At 67.8% G+C, this 14,798-nt stretch carries 16 protein-coding genes; 7 read left to right on the forward strand and 9 right to left on the reverse strand.

Annotated features, from left to right (window positions below; genetic code table 11):
- Nucleotides 1-6: 6 nt before the first annotated feature.
- The gene (locus tag QTH97_RS23455) at nucleotides 7-972 is read left to right on the forward strand and encodes a tripartite tricarboxylate transporter substrate binding protein (protein WP_286570876.1); all 966 of its coding nucleotides are present in this window, start codon (nucleotides 7-9) and stop codon (nucleotides 970-972) included.
- Between the two features lie 19 nt (nucleotides 973-991).
- Here the strand turns inward: QTH97_RS23455 and QTH97_RS23460 are convergent, their stop codons facing one another.
- Nucleotides 992-2,245: a CynX/NimT family MFS transporter gene (locus QTH97_RS23460; RefSeq protein ID WP_286570877.1), complete on the reverse strand. Its 1,254-nt coding sequence runs from the start codon at nucleotides 2,243-2,245 to the stop codon at nucleotides 992-994.
- A gap of 238 nt (nucleotides 2,246-2,483) precedes the next feature.
- Here QTH97_RS23460 and QTH97_RS23465 point away from each other — a divergent pair, with 238 nt between their 5' ends.
- Complete coding sequence (locus tag QTH97_RS23465) at nucleotides 2,484-3,086, forward strand: hypothetical protein (RefSeq protein ID WP_286570878.1); 603 nt, start codon at nucleotides 2,484-2,486, stop codon at nucleotides 3,084-3,086.
- 3 nt (nucleotides 3,087-3,089) lie between these two features.
- Here the strand turns inward: QTH97_RS23465 and QTH97_RS23470 are convergent, their stop codons facing one another.
- Nucleotides 3,090-3,731, reverse strand: a complete 642-nt coding sequence (locus QTH97_RS23470) for a hypothetical protein (RefSeq protein WP_286570879.1) — start codon at nucleotides 3,729-3,731, stop codon at nucleotides 3,090-3,092.
- Between the two features lie 79 nt (nucleotides 3,732-3,810).
- Between QTH97_RS23470 and QTH97_RS23475 the strand changes: the two genes are divergently transcribed.
- Nucleotides 3,811-5,229 (forward strand): 8-oxoguanine deaminase, encoded by a 1,419-nt coding sequence (locus QTH97_RS23475; RefSeq protein ID WP_286570880.1) that lies wholly within the window; start codon nucleotides 3,811-3,813, stop codon nucleotides 5,227-5,229.
- Nucleotides 5,230-5,290: 61 nt separating this feature from the next.
- Complete coding sequence (locus QTH97_RS23480) at nucleotides 5,291-5,560, forward strand: hypothetical protein (RefSeq protein ID WP_286570881.1); 270 nt, start codon at nucleotides 5,291-5,293, stop codon at nucleotides 5,558-5,560.
- Between the two features lie 30 nt (nucleotides 5,561-5,590).
- On the opposite strand, the gene QTH97_RS23485 is transcribed toward QTH97_RS23480, so the two are convergent.
- Nucleotides 5,591-6,232, reverse strand: a complete 642-nt coding sequence (locus QTH97_RS23485; RefSeq protein WP_286570882.1) for a peroxiredoxin — start codon at nucleotides 6,230-6,232, stop codon at nucleotides 5,591-5,593.
- Nucleotides 6,233-6,352: 120 nt separating this feature from the next.
- Between QTH97_RS23485 and QTH97_RS23490 the strand changes: the two genes are divergently transcribed.
- Nucleotides 6,353-6,724 (forward strand): hypothetical protein, encoded by a 372-nt coding sequence (locus tag QTH97_RS23490; RefSeq protein ID WP_286570883.1) that lies wholly within the window; start codon nucleotides 6,353-6,355, stop codon nucleotides 6,722-6,724.
- A 6-nt stretch (nucleotides 6,725-6,730) separates the two neighbouring features.
- Here QTH97_RS23490 and QTH97_RS23495 read toward each other — a convergent pair whose 3' ends face one another.
- The 4 genes from QTH97_RS23495 to QTH97_RS23510 all read right to left on the reverse strand — a co-directional run bounded on the left by QTH97_RS23495 (nucleotide 6,731) and on the right by QTH97_RS23510 (nucleotide 10,876).
- The gene (locus QTH97_RS23495) at nucleotides 6,731-7,768 is read right to left on the reverse strand and encodes a VWA domain-containing protein (RefSeq protein WP_286570884.1); all 1,038 of its coding nucleotides are present in this window, start codon (nucleotides 7,766-7,768) and stop codon (nucleotides 6,731-6,733) included.
- Between the two features lie 121 nt (nucleotides 7,769-7,889).
- Nucleotides 7,890-8,687 carry a DUF899 domain-containing protein gene (locus QTH97_RS23500; RefSeq protein WP_286570885.1) on the reverse strand — a complete coding sequence of 266 codons (798 nt, stop codon included), beginning with the start codon at nucleotides 8,685-8,687 and terminating at the stop codon, nucleotides 7,890-7,892.
- 138 nt (nucleotides 8,688-8,825) lie between these two features.
- Nucleotides 8,826-10,376 (reverse strand): MFS transporter, encoded by a 1,551-nt coding sequence (locus tag QTH97_RS23505; protein WP_286570886.1) that lies wholly within the window; start codon nucleotides 10,374-10,376, stop codon nucleotides 8,826-8,828.
- Nucleotides 10,373-10,876 (reverse strand): MerR family transcriptional regulator, encoded by a 504-nt coding sequence (locus QTH97_RS23510; RefSeq protein WP_286570888.1) that lies wholly within the window; start codon nucleotides 10,874-10,876, stop codon nucleotides 10,373-10,375. Before QTH97_RS23510 ends, QTH97_RS23505 begins: the two co-directional genes overlap by 4 nt.
- A 121-nt stretch (nucleotides 10,877-10,997) precedes the next feature.
- On the opposite strand from QTH97_RS23510, the gene QTH97_RS23515 reads away from it, so the two are divergent.
- Complete coding sequence (locus QTH97_RS23515) at nucleotides 10,998-11,399, forward strand: phage holin family protein (RefSeq protein ID WP_286570889.1); 402 nt, start codon at nucleotides 10,998-11,000, stop codon at nucleotides 11,397-11,399.
- Nucleotides 11,400-11,480: 81 nt separating this feature from the next.
- Here the strand turns inward: QTH97_RS23515 and QTH97_RS23520 are convergent, their stop codons facing one another.
- Nucleotides 11,481-11,921 (reverse strand): YbaY family lipoprotein, encoded by a 441-nt coding sequence (locus tag QTH97_RS23520; RefSeq protein WP_286570891.1) that lies wholly within the window; start codon nucleotides 11,919-11,921, stop codon nucleotides 11,481-11,483.
- Complete coding sequence (locus QTH97_RS23525; protein ID WP_286570893.1) at nucleotides 11,918-13,942, reverse strand: acetoacetate--CoA ligase; 2,025 nt, start codon at nucleotides 13,940-13,942, stop codon at nucleotides 11,918-11,920. Before QTH97_RS23525 ends, QTH97_RS23520 begins: the two co-directional genes overlap by 4 nt.
- Nucleotides 13,943-14,132: 190 nt before the next feature.
- Here QTH97_RS23525 and QTH97_RS23530 point away from each other — a divergent pair, with 190 nt between their 5' ends.
- The gene (locus QTH97_RS23530) at nucleotides 14,133-14,792 is read left to right on the forward strand and encodes a peroxiredoxin (RefSeq protein ID WP_286570895.1); all 660 of its coding nucleotides are present in this window, start codon (nucleotides 14,133-14,135) and stop codon (nucleotides 14,790-14,792) included.
- Nucleotides 14,793-14,798: the final 6 nt, after the last annotated feature.

Consider the following 14,798-nt stretch of genomic DNA (forward strand, 5'->3'; position numbering starts at 1 on the left):
TCATCGATGCAACGCAGAACCCTCGCCGCCGCAGCGGTCCTTGCCCTCGCGTGCGCCGTGCCCGCAGCGGCACAGCAGTTTCCGAGCAAACCCATCACCATCGTCGTGCCCGCCTCGCCGGGCGGTGCCATCGACCTGACGGCACGCCTCATCGGACAGAAGCTCACCGAGGCCTGGGGCCAGTCGGTGGTGATCGACAACCGCGCCGGCGCCACCGGCATCATCGGCACCGATCTCGTGGCCAAGAGTCCGCCGGACGGCCACACGCTGGCCCTGGTCGCGAGCAGCCATGCGATCAACCCCAGCATGGTGAAGAAGCTGCCCTTCGACACGGTCAAGGGCTTCGAGCCGGTGGTGCTGACGCACGTCGTGCCGCTCGTGCTGGTGGTGTCGCCCACCGTGCCTGTGAATTCGCTCAAGGAGCTGATCGCCTACGGCAAGGCCAACCCGGGCAAGCTGAGCTTCGCCTCCAGCGGCAGCGGCGGCGCGCCGCATTTCTCGGGCGAGCTGTTCAAGAGCATGACCGCCATCGACATGACGCACATCCCCTACAAGGGCAGCACGCTGGCGCACCCCGACCTCATCAGCGGACGCACCTCGCTCATGTTCGACACCGTCGCGGCGGTCAATGTGCAGGTCAAGGCCAACCGGCTGAAGCCGCTTGCCGTGACGACGCTCAAGCGCTCGTCGATCCTGCCGGATGTGCCCACGATGCAGGAGGCTGGCCTGGCCGGCTACGAGACCAGCACCTGGGGCGGACTGCTCGCGCCGGCCGGCACGCCGAAGGCCACGATCGCCAGACTCAACGCCGAGGTCAACAAGATCCTCGCGATGCCGGACGTCCGCAAGACGATGCTGGACAACGGGATCGAACCCGGCGGCGGCTCGCCGCAGCAGTTCAACGACTTCATCGGCGCCGAGATGGTCAAGTGGACCAAGGTCGCCAAGGACGCGGGCATCCAGCCCGAATGAGCTCGACGCGGCGCGTGCCTCAGCGCGTGCCGCCCGGCCGCACGTGCAGGCGGCGGCCGGCGCCCCAGCCGCTCCAGGCCATGCCGACGGCGACCACGACCATCAGCGCGGCCGAGGACTGGAAGCCGCCAGTCCAGCCGCGCAGCAGGCCCGCAATGAGAGGGCCGGTGGCGGCCAGCACATAGCCCCAGCCCTGCGCCATGGCCGAGAGTTGCGCGGTCACACTCGCGTCGGGCGAGCGCATCACGATCAGGCTCAGTGCGAGCGCGAACGATCCGCCTTGGCCGCAGCCGAGCAGCACCGCCCAGAACCACACGCCGCCCAGCGGCGCGAACAGGAACGCCAGCATCGATGCCAGGATGATCACAGTGAGACCCAGCGCCAGCCCGCGCTGGTTGCGGCAGCGCGCAGCGATCGAGGGCGTCACCAGGCAGGTCGCGAGCTGTACGAGGATCGACACGCCCAGCACGTAGCCGGCGGTCGCGCTGTCCAGGCCACGCTCGCGCAGCATGGGCGCAAGCCAGCCCATGACGATGTAGGCCAGCGAGGATTGCAGCCCCATGAAGCAGGTCACCTGCCAGGCGAGCGGGTCGCGCCACAGGCTGCCGGTGTGCACGCTGGCGTGGGCTTGCCGCAAGCGTGCGGCCAGCGCCTGCGGCGCCCACAACAGCATCACGATTCCGGCCGGCAGGGCCCAGAAGGCCAATGCGGTCGTCCAGGACCCGCCAAAGGCATGTTCCAGCGGAACGGTGAACGCCGCCGAACTCGACGCGCCCGCGCACACGGCCAGCGTGTAGAAGCCCGTCATCATCGCGGCGTGGCTGCTGAAGTCGCGCTTGACCAGTCCCGGCAGCAGCACGTTGGCGACCGCGATGCCGGCGCCGGCCAGCGCCGACGAGAAGAACAGCATCGGCAGGCTGCCCGCGCCGCGCAACAGGGTTCCTATGCAGATGAGGAGCAGCGCGCCCAGCAGCGTGCGCTCGGGGCCGAAGCGCCGGGCCAGCGCCGGTGCGGGCGCGGCGAACACGCCGAGGCACAGCAGCGGCAGTGTCGTGAGCAGGCTCGCGCCCGAGGGCGAGAGGCCGGTGTCCTTCATGACCTCGGGCAGCAGGACGGAGAGGCTGCCGAACACGGGCCGCAGATTGAAGGCGATCAGGATCAGGCTGAGGCCCAGCAACACCTGGCGTGCGCGCGTCGGCGTCGAGGGGCTGGCGGATGCGGGGGTGAGTGCGGAAGCCGCGAGTGAGCTGGAGGCTCGGGCTGGAGAAGGCATGGCTTTGTCTTTGTTCTTGGGGATTCGGAAGCCGGCGCGAGCCGCCGGGGACTGTAGCCGCATCCCTGCGCGCATGCCGGCCCCTTGCCAAGTAGCCGCGCGAACATCGCGGTGAAACACCTCGCTGTTCGACCGATTCAATCCCGGCGATACGCAGGAAAATCGGCGCCATAGCGGTACGGAACGCATGCGCGCGGTGCCGATGACTAAAACAGGACAAGGGAAGCGCAACCGACTCATGAGCATCAACGCACTGCGGTTCACAGGGCCCGATTCAGGCCCCTGCGTGCTGGGCGCGCCCATCTTCGCCTACTACGGCGACATTCACGTCGGCACGCTGGACCCGGTGCCCGTGAGCCGCGGCGGCACCGAGGTCCGCATCCAGTACTACACGCCATCGACCGAGGCGTGCAGCCGGGCGCTGCAGAAGCTGCGCATCGGCCGGGTGCTGCTGCTGGAACTGGTGGTCTTCATGGCGACGCACTTCTCCAGCGTGTCGGTGATCAGCTTCATCCTGAACCGGGACATTGAAGGCTACGGCAACGGCATTCGTCTCGCGGGCTCGCGATCGGCGCTGCTGCAGAGCATCGGTGCGGAGCACATCGTGATCACGCCCAAGCCGAAGGGCGAACGCGCCGGGCACTTCGTGGTGGCGGCGTTCTGGCAATACAACGTGGCCAACCTGGCTGCCCTCAAGGCCGCCACCCAGGCCGAGTGGGCCGGCTTCAGGGAGCGCGAAGCTGCCGCACTGCTCGGCAAGGCGCCACGCGCCAACGCATGGCTGCGTCGCTTCATCGCGCAACGGGCACGCACCGGCAGCGCACGCAGGCCGCGGCATTGAATCTCAGGCGGTCTCCAGCTCGCGGAAGCACTTCAGCATGGCTGTCACGCCCTGGGCCCTGATCGGCCCGAGGCGCCAGTCGGGTGCCTCATGGTCCATCTGCGCGCAGAGATCGTCCCATGCCTCGGCGATGGCAGCCCATTCCGCGATGCCCGGCTCGGCCACGCGCTCGGCCAGCACCGGCAAGGCGCGCCGCAGCGCCGGCACCTGCTCGATCAACAGCCGGCAGCGGCGGAAGGCGTTGGCCTCTCGCGGGACGTCTCCGGTCGTCTTCCCCCTGTAGTACCGGGGCCGCACACCGGTCAACAGCGCGAAGAGGGCCAGGCTGGCGGGCCCCTGCTCGCCGGCCGCGAGCCAGCGCAGCGCATGCGGGTCGAGCAGCAGCGCGGCGCGGCCCAGTTGCTTGCGCATGCGCTCGACCGCCGCGGGCGTTTCCTGACGCCGGATGCGCGCCAGCGCCTCGGGCGGCCCGATGACCGCCGTCGCCTCCAGCATGCGCGCGAGACCGGGATGCAGCAACTCGCGGTCATGCGCCTGTCGAACGAGATTCAGGAACTCCGACAGCGGCATGTGCCCATAGACGAGCCTGCACCCTTCGCGCATCAGGATCCGGTAGCTGGCATCGACTTGTCGGGCTGGGGTCACTCCGATCTATCGGCAGCACGGCAGCCGGAGAACAGGGGCTCGGGTGATTTTTTTGAAGCCCGGTGCAAAATTCCGGCCCATGACCGCACCGTCCTCACCCCACCGCCCGCTGATCCTCCAGCACGCCGACGTGCTGGTCACCATGGACGCGGCCCGGCGCGAGATACCGGATGGCGCGGTCGTCGCCGAAGGGCCCGCCGTCGCATGGACAGGCCCCACGGCCGAGTTGCCTGCGGTCTACGCCGAGGCACTCCGCAACGGACAGGCCGAGTCGATCGACCTGCGCGGCCATGTCGTGATGCCGGGGCTGGTCAACACGCACCACCACATGTACCAGAGCCTCACGCGCGCCGTGCCCGAGGCGCAGGACGCCGAACTCTTCGGCTGGCTCACCAACCTCTACCTGCTGTGGGCACGCATCACGCCCGAGATGATCCGCGTGTCGACGCAGACCGCGATGGCCGAGCTGATGCTCTCGGGCTGCACCACGACCAGCGATCACCTCTACCTCTTTCCGAACGGCGCGCGGCTCGACGACTCCATCGAGGCGGCCGACACGATGGGCATGCGCTTCCATGCCTCGCGCGGCAGCATGAGCGTGGGCCGCAGCCTCGGCGGCCTGCCGCCCGACGAAGTGGTCGAGACCGAGGATGCCATCCTGCGCGACAGCGAGCGGCTCATCGGCCGCTGGCACGATGCCTCGCGGCACGCGATGCGCCGCATCGTGCTCGCGCCCTGCTCGCCCTTCTCGGTCTCACGCGACCTGATGCGGCTGTCGGCGGAGCTGGCGCGCGAGCGCGGCGTCTCGCTGCACACGCACCTGGCGGAGAACGACAACGACATCGCCTACTCCCGCGAGAAGTTCGGCATGACGCCGGCCGAGTACGCGGAAGACCTGGGCTGGGTCGGCCGCGACGTGTGGCACGCGCACTGCGTCAAGCTGGACGAAGCCGGCATCGCCCTCTTCGGGCGCACCGGCACCGGCGTCGCGCACTGCCCCTGCTCCAACATGCGGCTGGCCTCGGGCATCGCGCCCATCGGCGCGATGCGCCGCGCGGGCGTTCCGGTGGGGCTGGGCGTGGATGGCAGCGCATCGAACGACGGCGCCCACATGCTCGGCGAGGCACGCCAGGCAATGCTGCTGCAGCGCGTGGGCTTCGGGCCGGCGGCGATGACGGCGCGCGAGGCGCTGGAGATCGCGACGCTCGGCGGCGCTCGGGTTCTGGGCCGTGACGACATCGGCGCGCTCGCGCCGGGCATGTCGGCCGACATCGTGGCTTTCGATCTGCGCGGGGTGGCGCACGCCGGCGCGGGGCACGATCCGGTGGCCGCGCTGGTGTTCTGCCAGCCGGGCGCCGCCGCCCTGAACGTGATCGACGGCCGCGTGCGAATTCGCGATGGCCGCTTCACCGACCTGGAACTCGAACCCCTCCTCGCCCGGCACCGCGACCTCGCGCGCACGCTGTATGAAAAGGCCCGCCGCCCTCATATGAATTGAGGGGCGTCCCGTCAGCCGCGACGGGTATGCTGGCGCGTTGCCTTGGCCCTTGGAGGGCTTGATGAACGACCCAGACGCCGCCCTCGACATCTCTCTCAAGCTGCCGGAAGGCTGGACCTTCGATCTCCAACTCACGCGGGGAGAAGACCAGACTCACGGTGGCGTGGCGGAGCTGCGCGAAGGCGGGGTGCTGCGTTGCCGCATGCTTCTTTCCAACCTGGACCGCGACCGGAAGCTTGCCCTGGACCGCGTCGCCACGCGCGTCGAGTTCTGGCTGGCCGAGTGGCAATCGAGGGACCACTCCGGCACGACCGGCTTCGCCGATCTCTAGGCCGATGCGTCCCCGGCGCGGGCTACGCCTTCACCTGTTCGGTTGCGGCGTCAGGCGCAAGTACGGGCGCACGGCCTTGTAGCCCCTGGGAAAGCGCTCCGCGATTTCGGCCGGGTCCTGCAGGCTGGGGACGATGACGACATCGTCGCCATCCTGCCAGTTCACCGGCGTCGCGACCTTGTGGCTGTCGGTGAGCTGCAGCGAGTCGATCACGCGCAGGATCTCGTCGAAGTTGCGGCCGGTGCTCGCCGGGTAGGTGATGGTGGTTCGGATCACCTTCTTCGGATCGATGATGAAGACGCTGCGCACCGTCGCCGTGGTCGAGGCGTTCGGATGGATCAGGTCGTAGAGATTCGCCACCTTGCGATCGGCGTCCGCCAGGATGGGGAAGTCGACCGTCGTGTTCTGCGTGTCGTTGATGTCGCCGATCCATTCCTTGTGCCTGTCGACCGGATCGACGCTGATCGCGATCGGCTTGACGCCGCGTCTCGCGAACTCGCCCGACAACGCCGCCGTCTTGCCCAGTTCGGTGGTGCAGACCGGCGTGAAATCGGCAGGATGGGAGAAGAGCACCACCCACGAATCGCCGGCCCAGTCGTAGAAGTCGATCGGGCCATCGCTGGACTCCTGGGTGAAGTTGGGGGCGGTGTCGCCGAGTCGCAGGGTCGCCATGAAGACTCCAGAAAGATCGAAATGAGGGAGCGCGATTGTCGGAAGTCCCCTGGCCCGGCCCAACGAATCTCTTGTACTTTCGACATCGCAATTTCGCATATGCCTCGTCTGGAGAACCCGATGAAGAAAACACAGGTGCTGGTGATCGGGCTCGAGCCGAGCCTGGTCGACTTCGGCACGATGCCGGACATGAACGCCGAGAAGGTCCGGTCCGGCCTGGCGGCGGACCAGGCCAGGCTGGCCGCCCTGGGGTACGAAGCAGAACTCTGCCTGACCGATCTCGGGGACACGGCCGCAGACGTGGTGGCCCGGAAGCTCTCCGAAAAGCCGTTCGACTGCGTGGTCATCGGTGCCGGCATCCGCACCCTCCCCGCCTACTTCCTGCTCTTCGAGCGGCTGATCAACGTGGTCCACCGGGCGGCTCCTCAAGCCCGGATCTGCTTCAACACGAAGCCGAGCGACACCGCGGAAGCCGTCCAGCGGTGGGCGTAGGGCCGCTCAGGCGACGCGCCCGAACCACAAAAGCGACAGCGCGGCCGCAGCTGTCGCGACCAGGCTGGACACGAGCGCGAAAACGCCGGTCAGCTCGGTTTCCCGTGCCTGCACCTGCAGGCGCGAGCCCAGGTTCTGGTAGACGGTGCGCAGCACCTCCGCCGTGCCGGCGTGGTAGTACTCCCCGCCGGTCATGCGCGCCACTTCGCGCAGGGTCGGTTCGTCGAGCTTCATGTAGATGGCCATGCCGTCCGGCGTGGCGGCGTCGCCATCCACCGTGCCCAGGCCCACCACGTAGATGCGGACGCCGCGATCGGCAGCCATCTTCGCGGCTTCCAGCGTGTCGACCCCCGTGGTGCGGCGGCCGTCGCTCAGCAGGATGATCGCGGCCGAATCGTAGGAGCCCGGCGCCACCGGCGTGATCTGCTTGGGCGGCGCCTTCGCCTTGTCGTCCAGGCTGCGCCCGAGCCGCATGCTGCCGAAGGTCATGTCGCCGAGTTCAATGCCGTGCTCCGGAAACAGCTCCGCCAGGCACAGCACGATCGCGTTGCCCACCGCGGTTCCCATCTGCATCTGAAAGCCGTCGATGCTCGCGATGAGGGAGTCGCGGTCCAGCGTCGCGCGCTGGGCGACCTGGCTGCTCCCGGCAAAGGTGACGAGCCCGACCTCGACTCTCTTGGGAAGTTCGCGCAGGAATGACTTCGCCGCCTCCTGCGCGGCCACCAGGCGGTTCGGCTTGACGTCGCTGACGCGCATGCTGAGCGAGACGTCCATGGCCAGCATGATGGAGGACCGCGCCCACGGCAGCGGCACGCGGGCTACGGGACGCGCCGCTGCAAGCAGCAAGCCCGAGCAGGCCAGCAGGAACAACGCGGGAGGCAGGTGCCGCCGCCAGGCGCGGCCGGCGGCCGCCTCTCTCACGACGCCAAGGCTGCTGTAGCGCAAGGCCGCACGGTTCCGGCGACGCAGCAGCCAGACATACGCCGCCAGCAGCAATGGCAGCGCCAGCAAGAGCCAGAGGAAATCAGGCCAGAGGAAGAACATCGACGGCGCGTTGCGTTGGTCCTGCAGCTCGGCAATGGCGCCGCTACCCCGGCAGGCGGGTGCACGCGTTTCTTCGCTATGCGGCCATATCGTGCCTGCGAAGGGCCCGTTTCGCAACCGCTCAACGCTTCGTGCCCGGCTGTTCGTTCCGGAACGCCGCCTCTCCCGCGTCCGACACCTCGACCCATTTCCTGTCGGGCTCTGCGTCCGCGGCGTAGTTGTCGTGCCAGTTCCACCACTTGTAGGTGGGCGTCTGGGGATAGCCCGCGGGCGAGTCTTCCCAGACCTCCTGCCGGCCCAGCGCGGTGATGTCGAGGTAGTTCCAGGTGTTCCCCATCTGCTCGTCGCCGCGGTTGTTGAGGAAGTAGGTGCGGAAGACGCGGTCGCCGTTGCGGTAGAACACGTTCGTGCCGTGCCACTCGTCCACCCCGAAGTCGGCGTCGAAGCGGTCGGTGAGCGTGAACCACGGTATCTCCCAGCCCATCCGTGCCTTCAGCCGCGCGATGTCCGCCTGGGGCGCACGCGAGACGAAAACAAGCGTGGTGTCGCGCGCGTTCAGGTGCGCGACGTGCGCGACCTGGTCGGCCACCATCGAGCAGCCCCGGCAGGCGTGCTCGGGCCAGCCGAACACGCCCGGCTCGAAGAAGGCGCGGTAGACGATCAACTGCCGCCGGCCGTCGAAGAGGCCGGGCAGGCTCACCTTGCCCGCGGGCCCCTCGAAGGCATATTCCGACTCCACCGCCATCCACGGCATCCGGCGGCGCTCGGCGGCCAGGGCGTCGCGGGCGCGGGTCTGGGCCTTTTCCTTCACGAGCAGTTGCTGGCGGGCCGCCTCCCACGCCTGCGGCGACACGACCGTGGGCGGGGGCATGGCGGGCTGTCCGCCGTCGCGCACGTTGTCGGTGGATGGGGTCGTCATGACTGGAATCTCCTGTCGTTGGCCGTGCGCCAGTTTGGCACCGGCCGACGAACGCGGGGAGTAACAAATCTGGCGACATTCCGTCGGAGAAGGCCAGGGTCTCCCGGAAACCGTCCGAGTGGCCGGCACCCGCCCGGTTCAGTTGATCTCGCGCTGCCAGGCCGCGAACACACCGCACACCAGCGCGATCACCGCCATCACCTCGAAGCCGTCGAGCGACGCCATGAAGGTCGCCTGCTGCTCCAGCACGCGCGACAGCGAGGTCAGCGCCAGCGCGTGCGCCTCGCCGATGGCATGGCCACCGGCCGTGAAACCGTGCGTCAGCAGGTCCAGCGACTGCATGAAGGTCGCGTTGGACGGGCTGGCCGATTCGGCGAGCCGCGTCTCGTGCAGCGCCAGGCGGTGTTGCTGCAGCGCGATCACCATCGCCGTGGCGAATGAAATGGCGAGCTGCCGCACGAGGTTCTTGAGGCGATAGCCGTGGGCGAAGTCCTCTCCGGCCAGGGCGCGGAAAGTGATGCTCGCGACCGGCAGCATCACGAACAGCATCATCAGGCCGCGCAGCAACAGGGGCGCCGCGAGCTGCAGGCGTCCGACCTCGGGCGACATGCGCGCCAGGAGCCATGCCGCCAGCGCCGCGATGCCGAAGCCGGTGACGACCAGCCACTTCTTGTGGGGGACGCGCGCCGACAGCTTGAGGTAGGCGAACAGCAGCAGGCCCGACGCCAGCGAGGTCATGCCCGTGAAATAGCCGGTCTCGCCCACAGTGAACCCGAGGCCGCCTTCCATCAACCGCGGCAGCAGGTAGCTGAACCCGGTCGACAGACCGTAATAGACCACGTAGAGCGCGAGCCCGACCTGGAAGGTCGAATGCCGCAGCGCGTGCAGCCGCACCAGCGGTGCCGGATGCCGCCATTGGTGCCAGGCGAACCAGCCGAGCCCCGCGACGCCGGCAACGGCAAGCCCGATGAGCGAGGGCGAGCCGGCGAAGAGCTCGAAGTGCGCGCGGGTCATCACCACCTGCAGAGCGGCCTGCGCCAATGCGAACACCACGTAGGCCGCGTAGTGAGGCTCGGTGCGCTCGTGCGGCGCCACGTCGCCAACGTCGGGCAGCGTCCACAAGGCCATCACGCCCACGAGCGCCGCCACGGGCGCCGTGCAGAGGAACAGCGAGCGCCAGTCGAAATGCGTGACGAGCCAGGCGCCCACGATGGTCGCCAGCGCGCCGCTGAACACGATCAGCACCATGAAGGACTTGAGCGCCTTGGCGCGACGCTGCGGCGGGATGCCGACCTGGATCAGGATGCGGCAGGCGCCCAGCATGGGTCCGACGAAGTAGCCCTGGAAGCCGCGCGCCAGCATGAGCTGCACCGGGTTCTCCCCCAGCGCGGCGAACACGCCACCTACGGCGAAGGCGAACATGCAGATCGCGAGGTATCGGCGATAGCCCAGGCGCTCGACCCAGGCGTGCTGCTGCAGGATGCCGAGCACGGCGCCGAGCGCATAGGCACTCGATGCCCAGACGAGTTCATCGGCAGAGGCGCTCACGCCGCCCGCGATGTAGCTCGCGAAGAAGGCGAACAGCGCGTTGTCGAAGTAGTCGATGGCAGTCACCAGGCCGATGACCCAGGGCGCCAGTGCGGTGGCGTCGATGCCGCGACCCGCGGCCCCCGAAGCCGACGTGCTCATGTTCCAGACCTCTTGCGCCCGGCGGCGGGGGCGGGTTCCACGCGCCGGCGTTCCGCAAGAACCGATTCCAGCGACTCGCCGGTCAGCCGACGCTCCACGTAGTCGATGTCGCGCCGCAGTTGCGCCTGCAGCGTGGCGGCGTCCTTCAACTCGCGGCGAACCTGCGCGACCCGGGTTTCGAGCGCGTCGAGTTGTTCGACCAGCGTTTCCTTCAATTCCTTCAGCGATGCGTTGGACAGCCGTGGCCGGCCGCCGTCGGCGGAAGGCTCCAAGGGCTGCTGGACCATGGCGGTGATGGTGGTGAGGGAAAAGCCGAGCGAGCGCATGCGCAGCACCCGGGAGAGCTTTTCGAGGTCGGCGGCCTGGTAGAGGCGGTAGCGGCCTTCGCTGCGCACCGGCACCACGATGCCGCGTTCCTCGTAGTACTTGAGGGTGCGCGGCGTTACGCCGAGACGCTCCGCGGCTTCACGGACGGTGATGGTGTCGGGGGAACGGGCCATGGCGCCATTCTACATCAACGTGTACGTTCACGTACATGTTTGAACCTTGCGCGTCCTTGACCTGGTTCACGGTCTCGCCGATATGATTGCGCCGGTCATACCAACGACGAGAGCGACCGACATGCTGAATTCCCTGGCTCCCTTCCTGATCACCTGGGCCATCACCGCTTTTTCGCTATGGGTGGCCAGTCACATCTTCAAGGGGATCACGTTCGAGAGCGCCTCGGCGCTGGTGGTGTCGGCGCTGCTGCTCGGATTTGCCAATGCCATCGTCCGGCCGCTGCTCATCATCCTGACCCTCCCGCTCACGCTATTGACCTTCGGACTCTTCATCCTGGTCATCAACGCGCTGATGATCCTGCTGGTGTCGGCGCTGGTGAAGGGCTTCAAGGTGTCCGGCTTCTGGACGGCGCTGTTCGCGAGCATCTTCATCTCGCTGCTGAGCATCTTCGTCGGCGCGCTGGTCGATGGCGGCACGCCGGAGACCCGTATCCAGATGCCTTCTGAAGGGAAGTGGTTGTAGCGGCCGAACCGGGTTCGTGCCAGGAAGACGCCGGTGCCCAGGGCTGCGGGCATCCGCGGCCCAGGCATTCCCGGCGGGACGTCAAGGACCGACGCGCACCAGCATCAGATCCGCGGTATTGCCGCGCCCCTGCGTCAGCACGGGATAGGCCGTGTCGCTGATGAAGAGCAGCTTGTCACCTTCGAGAATCCGCGCCGAGACGTTGTAGCGCATGCGCGGATCGATGCGCGCCGGGTCCACGCTCAGTGCGAAGCTGAAAGGCACCTGCTTGCCGTTCGCACGGATGCGCTGCTCGGCCAGCACGACCGCGGCCACGTCCATGCGCGACACGTCGAGGAGCTGCACCACGATCTCGGCCGAAGGGTCGAGCGCGATGCGTTCGCGGAAGGTGACGGAGCCCGTCACGCGCAGCGCTGGCGCCTTCTCGGCCGGGGCGGCGTTGCTCATCGACGATGCACACGCCACCAGCAGCGGGATGCCGGCGGCGACAGCGAGTGCAAGGAAGGCCGTGCGCTTCTTCATGCGGCCGCCTTGTGCGCTTGCGCGTGGCGCTCGGCGAAGGCCACATACCACTCCAGGCTGCCCGGATTCGCCATCGCCTCGCGGTTCACCACCTTCTCGATCGGCTGGCCGAGCAGCAGCTTCTTGATGGGCAGCTCCTGCTTCTTGCCCGAGAGCGTGCGCGGGATCTCCGCGACCTGGAAGATGTCGTTGGGCACGAAGCGCGGCGAGAGCGAGGTCTTGATCGCGTTGTTGATCTTCGCGCGCATGGCGTCGTCCAGCGCCACGCCGGGCCGCAGCACCACGAAGAGGGGCATATAGCTTTCGCGGCCCAGGTATTCGAGGTCGACCACCATGGAGTCGAGCACTTCGGGCAGGCCCTCGACGGCGCTGTAGATCTCGCTGGTGCCCATGCGAAGGCCCTGGCGGTTGATGGTGGCGTCGCTGCGGCCGTAGATGATGCAGCCGCCGTCCTCGCCGATCCTGATCCAGTCGCCGTGGCGCCAGACGCCGGGATAGGTGTCGAAGTAGCTGGAGAGATAGCGCGCGTTGCCTTCGTCGCCCCAGAGGTACAGAGGCATCGAAGGGATGGGCTTCGTGCAGACCAGCTCGCCGACTTCGCCGATCACCGGCTGGCCGGATTCGTTCCACGCCTCGACCGAAGCGCCGAGGTAGCGGCATTGCATCTGCCCCGGTATTTCGGGCAACTCGCGATGGCCGCCGACAAAGCCGCCGCAGAAATCCGTTCCGCCCGAAATGTTGTACCACCACACTTCGGTCGACCCGGCCGCGAGCATCTGCGCCGTGCCCCAGCGCTGGACCTCCTCGGGCAACGGCGAGCCCGTGCTGCCGAGCGCGCGGACGCGCGAGAGATCGCCGCAGTCCTTCACTTCCAGTCCCGCCTTCATGCAGTTGCTGAAGTAGGCCGCGCCGGCCCCGAAGAAGGTGACCTGGTGCCGCGCCACGAAGCGCCAGAGCACGCCCCAGTCGGGCTTCTCCTTGCTGCCGGCCGGGTTGCCGTCGTAGATGCAGATGGTCGACCCGAAAGCCAGGCCCGAGAGCTGCGAGTTCCACATGACCCAGCCGGTCGAGCTGTACCAGTGGTAGCGCTCGCCGAAGCTGTTGGCGCTGTAGCTCGCCCCGAGGTCATGGTGCAGCCCGCACGCGTACATGTTGACGAGGATGCCGCCCTGGCCGTGAACGATCGGCTTGGGCAGGCCGGTGGTGCCACTGGAGTAGACGATCCAGATCGGGTGATCGAAGGGCAGCCACTCAGGCTCGAAGGTGGCGGTCGCTTCGTCGTTGCGCGCGACGGCGCTCGTCCACTCGGCTTCGGAGGGAATCTGTTGCGCGGCGAAGGGCGTTCTCACGAGCACGAGCTGCTCCACGCTGGGCAGCGCGGCGCGCAGTTCCAGCACGACGGCGCTCCGGTCCAGTGCCTTGCCGCCGTAGTGCACGCCATCGGCCGCGATCAGCACCTTGGGCTCGATCTGGCGGAAACGGTCGACCACCGCGGCCGTGCCCATGTCGGGCGCGCACACACTCCACACCACGCCGATGCTCGAACACGCAAGGAAGGCGACGATCGTCTCGGGCACGTTGGGCAGGTAGGCCGCGACGCGGTCGCCGCGCACCACGCCGAGTTCGCGCAAGGCCAGCGCAAAGGCCGCGATCTGGCGCCGCAGTTCAGGCCACGACATCTCGCGCACTTCGCCGAGTTCGTTGTCGCTGATGATGGCCGGCATGCCGGCCGCATGGGCCGCATCGGCATGGCGCAGCACTTCGCGCGCGTAGTTGACCTGCGCGCCGGGAAACCAGCGGGTGCCGGGCATAGGGGCGTCGACCAGCACGGTGCTGGCCGGCGTCGGGGACTTCATGTCGAAGTAGTCCCAAATGCTCTGCCAGAAGGCAGGCAGATCGGTCACCGACCAGCGCCACAGCGCATCGTACGAATCGAAGGAGATTCCGCGCTGGTCGCGCAGCCAATCCTGGTAGAGCCGGATCTGGGGGGTATAGGGTGAGGGTGCAGGGCGGTGATTCACCTGTGCAGCCTAACGCGGCGCGCCGGCCCGGCTCAATCGGGGAAAGCACAGGTTTGTACTTGTACGCTTGTACGGGCCATCGGATCGTGGTGTACTTTCTACTGACCCTGCGGGACCGCAGAGGCCCGGCGATTCGCCATCCCGTTGCCGCGGCCGCAGGCCTGCCATCCCACACTTCCAAGGAGCGGACATGTCACTGCGCATCAACGACGTCACCCCCGATTTCACGGCCAACACCACGCAGGGACCGATCAAGTTCCACGACTGGATCGGCGACAAGTGGGCCGTCCTGTTCTCTCACCCCAAGGACTTCACGCCGGTGTGCACGACCGAGCTGGGCTACATGGCGAAGATCGAGCCCGAGTTCACCAAGCGCAACGCCAAGCTGATCGGCCTGAGCATCGATCCGGTGGATGCCCACGAGCGCTGGGCCAAGGACATCGAGGAAACGCAGGGCCACCTGCCCAAGTACCCGATGATCGGCGACACCGACCTGGCGGTGGCCAAGCTCTACAACATGCTGCCCGCCGAGGAACTGGGCACCTCCGAAGGCCGCACCGCCGCGACCAATGCCACCGTGCGCTCGGTCTTCGTCATCGGCCCGGACAAGCGCATCAAGCTGATGCTCACCTATCCGATGACCACCGGCCGCAACTTCGACGAGATCCTGCGCGTGCTCGATTCGATGCAGCTCACCGCCGCGCACAAGGTCGCGACGCCGGCCAACTGGAAGAACGGCGAGGACGTGATCATTGCCGGCTCGGTCTCGGACGACGACGCGAAGAAGCTCTTTCCCGACGGCTGGAAGGCGCCGAAGCCCTATCTGCGGGTGGTCAAGCAACCGGGCTGATCTTCG

The sequence above is a fragment of the Variovorax gracilis genome (genome assembly GCF_030317115.1).
Lineage (GTDB): Bacteria > Pseudomonadota > Gammaproteobacteria > Burkholderiales > Burkholderiaceae_C > Variovorax > Variovorax gracilis.